General features: G+C 39.5%; 4 protein-coding genes. 2 read left to right on the forward strand and 2 right to left on the reverse strand.

Features of this window, described 5'->3' with window-relative positions; all coding sequences use genetic code 11:
- Positions 1–142: 142 nt before the first annotated feature.
- Positions 143–790: an SH3 domain-containing protein gene (locus FS875_RS09400; RefSeq protein ID WP_144756062.1), complete on the forward strand. Its 648-nt coding sequence runs from the start codon at positions 143–145 to the stop codon at positions 788–790.
- Positions 791–1,329: 539 nt separating this feature from the next.
- On the opposite strand, the gene FS875_RS09405 is transcribed toward FS875_RS09400, so the two are convergent.
- Together FS875_RS09405 and FS875_RS09410 are read right to left on the reverse strand one after the other, a co-directional pair.
- Positions 1,330–2,361 (reverse strand): aspartate-semialdehyde dehydrogenase, encoded by a 1,032-nt coding sequence (locus tag FS875_RS09405; RefSeq protein ID WP_144756064.1) that lies wholly within the window; start codon positions 2,359–2,361, stop codon positions 1,330–1,332.
- Positions 2,362–2,861: 500 nt separating this feature from the next.
- The gene (locus FS875_RS09410) at positions 2,862–3,242 is read right to left on the reverse strand and encodes a helix-turn-helix domain-containing protein (protein WP_144756067.1); all 381 of its coding nucleotides are present in this window, start codon (positions 3,240–3,242) and stop codon (positions 2,862–2,864) included.
- Between the two features lie 595 nt (positions 3,243–3,837).
- Here FS875_RS09410 and FS875_RS10290 point away from each other — a divergent pair.
- Positions 3,838–4,045, forward strand: a 208-nt coding sequence (locus FS875_RS10290; protein ID WP_166428921.1) for an Arm DNA-binding domain-containing protein, incomplete at its 3' end; no start/stop codon positions are given.

Consider the following 4,045-nt stretch of genomic DNA (forward strand, 5'->3'; position numbering starts at 1 on the left):
GACAAAGAGGAGAGATTTGGTTGCAATGGGGTTGGGGGCATTTGGGGGAAAAACAAAGAGTGATGATTACTGGATTTAAATGCGGCAAATTTTTGCAAAGGCGAATATTTTGCTCTTCACAGATTAGAGAGGAAGAAGAATAATGTTAAGAAAGAATTTTTTATCAATGACAATGATGTTATTAGCTTTGGGAGTATCGGGGGTGGCTGTGACTACTTCTCACGCGCAAGCTGGGACCATTGCTGGAACCGTTGCTCGTGTTGCATCAGGACAGGTATCTTTACGCACAGGTCCTGCGACAGCTTACAAAGTGATCACAATGGTTCCAATGGGCGCAAAAGTGCAAATTTATGGCTGCTTATCCAATAAAACTTGGTGTTCCCTTGGTTATCATGGAAAAGTTGGTTGGGCATCTGCACGGTATGTCAATGTCGCTAATGTTCCTACCATTGCTTTTAAAAAGGTGCCTGCAAAATCAACTCCCATGATAAAATTACCAAAAGTAAAAAAAGAAAAAGTAAAACAGATTGTTTCTGATTTTAAAACTTTTCCGGCGGTACAAAAAACACGAAAAAACATGCAAAAACTGTACAAAACCGATGTGGTTATCGATTCCACAGGTGTAAAAAAGAGAGATGTACGGACAATTTTTAATCCTTCATCCAAGGCACAAGAAGTTTCTGTAAAGCACGTTAATGCTTATAATCCCTTCTTCCCTGATAAGGTTAATTACAAAAATTTTGAACGCAATGAAACGCGTTACCGTGTTGTGACCTATCCTGCTCCATAAGAATAAAATTAATCTCACAACAGGTATGACGAAAAGATCAGCAGCATGAAGAAAAAATGCTTTATGCTGCTGATCTTATTGTCCCATAAAATGGCATCAAGATGGTGAGAGATAACTTAAGGTGATAAGAGTTAAGAATATTCAGGGTGAAATTTATCAACGCCTCGAGATATTGTTCTTATAAGATAATGTTTGATGAAATTTATTAAAGCTGGATTTTTTAAGAGAATGGTGAGAAGCTTTTTGTCCTTATACTATTGTGTTGTAAAGCGACATGAGGATGGTGATCGGTATAAACTAGTTAAAAACTGCGATTGTATATAAGAGCAGTGCAGATAGAGATCTTTGTTGTTTAAGCGGTATGGGATAACTTTAAGGCGACTAGGCCTTCAAGGATGTTTAGGGTAGAATTTTTCACCCCCCGTAGGACTGTTCTTTAGGGGGATGATATGAATCTTCCAGCAGGGGAAGATTTTTTTGAAGAGAAGCCGGACTTTTGACAGATCGGCTAGGATTCTTCGCCCTTTTGGGATAGGGGGTTAATTGACGGATTTAGGCTTTATTAAATTACGAGAAATGAGCAATTCAGCAATTTGAACAGCATTTAATGCGGCGCCTTTTCTTAGATTATCGGCAACAACCCAAAAAGCTAAACCATTTTCAACGGTGATATCTTCACGAACACGGCTAATAAAGGTGTCATCTTCTCCTGTCCCTTCATAAGGTGTGGTATAGCCACCATCTTCGTGTTTATCGATAAGCTGACAACCAGGTGCATCGCGGAAGAGCGCTTGCGCTTCAGATACGCTGAGTGGTTTTTCAAATTCAACATGGACAGCTTCTGCATGACCGATAAAGACCGGAACCCGAACAGCCGTGGCTGTGAGTTTAATTTTTGGATCAAGAATTTTCTTCGTTTCAGCTGTCATTTTCCATTCTTCTTTTGTATAACCATCTTCCATGAAAACATCGATATGGGGAATGACATTAAAGGCAATGCGTTTGGTGAATTTTTTTGATGTAATAGGATCTGCAACAAACACTGCGCGTGATTGTTCGAAAAGTTCATCCATTCCTTCTTTACCAGCTCCAGAAACGGATTGATATGTAGAGACAACAACCCGTTTAATGGTGGCAGCATCATGGAGAGGTTTTAAAGCTAAGACCAGTTGAATTGTTGAGCAATTGGGATTGGCGATAATATTACGTTTAGAAAAGGTACTTATAGCTTCAGCATTGACTTCAGGGACAATTAACGGAACATTGGCATCATAGCGCCATGTAGAGGAATTGTCGATGACAACACAGCCCGCTGCTGCGATTTTAGGGGCATATTCTTTGGAAATGCTTCCCCCCGCAGACATAAGACACAAATCTGTGTCAGAAAAATCGTAACTATCCAGAGCTTTTACTTTTAAAGTTTTATCCCCATAAGAAACTTCTTGTCCTAATGAGCGTCGTGATGCCAGAGGAACAATTTCATGCGCAGGAAAACCACGCTCTTCTAAAATTGTAAGCATTTCACGACCGACATTTCCTGTTGCGCCGACAATTGCAACTTTAAAACTCATTTTCTATACTCCTTCGTGTCTCTCCACGTTTATTCCCCACGCTATACTCAGGAGAGAGTGAGTTGGTCAAGGAACATCATTAAATTATATCTTCAACAAATTCCATGTTGTGCACAGCAATCATCATTGTTAGCACAATAAAGGTATTGTATTGCAAATAATATGGTCTTTCTTTAATCTTTCAGAATTGAAAAAATTGAATATTTTATGCGAAGTCTTCATCTCTTTGCGAGAGCACTTAAGTGAATTTTTTATCTTCTGTCAATTGTTTCTCTTCATACTTTTGAATTTTTAAAAGATGGTATGACGCATCGCCTTGAGAGATTTTTTTGTCTTTTATCTGTTAAGTGCTCAATTATTTGATTTCTTCCCTCTCTTTAAAGACAAAAATTTCTATTCAGGCTGTTTCCGGACCGGATAAAAATCTTCGTCTTTTGGGGTGAAGACGGTTAAAATGTTTTTCAATATTATTGAAAACAGTTGAGGGTTTCTCAGTAAATTCATGAAAATAAGGGGGTGTTTTTTTCATCAGAAATCAACAGCAAAATTGCTCTTTGTTTTTTACGGGTAAGCTCTCTGAAATTTTTCAAAAGTAAATATTCTGCTTTACTTGATATTCTGTCATCACAATGCGAGGAAGTCTCTTCTTTTTTTACGCTCTCAGCGTAAAAGAAGGAAACGGGAACCTCTAGTATATCAGCAATTTCCTGTAAACGTGCTGCGCTCACACGATTTAAACCTTTTTCATATTTTTGGATTTGTTGAAATGTTACGCCCAAATGACTTCCTAATTGTTTTTGAGAAAACCCCATCATATTTCTTCTGAAGCGAATTTTCCTGCCTAAAGAAATGTCGTAAGAATGTGAATTTTTAGCTCGCACTTTGTTTCCCCTCCGGTTGCGAGCGCCCTCGCATTGGTATTCCGGGGTCTGGAAGTGCTGACATCGAATCAGCCTCTTGCTTTTAGTGCGTAAGATGCACTTGGACATAACAAGAGCCCCCGGAAATTCCGGGACACCCGCAAAGCGGATTCATTCTGCGTTCGATGTTAGGGCTTCCAGGCCCTATTTGATCGTCGCGTATACGACCAAAAACACAATCCCCCTTCATAAGGCAATTGCTTTCGGTCGTCAATTGAAATTCCAATTGCTTATTTCAAGCAAATCAAAGTGCATTTTTTAGCTTATAGATTAGCCTATAGAAATGTCATTAAAATCTAGATATTGGGCTTATATTCACGCCTTTCAGGTGCGAGCGCCCTCAGCATTGGACCTCCAAGATTTGGGGGCTTCCGGGATCTGGCAACACATTGATTTATAATGATAAATCATCCTTTTTCAACTTGAATCATTGCCCCGAATATAGTAAGATTCTTTCATCACAAACCCTCTCATATCGTATCAATCAAAATCACTTGCTTGCACGTCAAAAGCGGGGCTGGCGTGTGGGTAAAAACTGTAGAAGAAAGGACTAAAAATGGCTCTTATGAACCGTCTTAATGCAAGGTCTGTCGCAACATTGGGGGCTGGCAAATATAATGATGGTGCTGGCTTGCTTCTTCATAAGCGTAAAGATGGGGGTGCTCAATGGCTTTATCGTTATACTATTCATGGTCGTCGTCGCGAAATGGGATTAGGAGCATTGAGAAACGTCTCTTTAAAAAAAGCCCGTGAATTGGCAAATG

It is taken from the genome of Bartonella saheliensis (assembly GCF_902162175.1).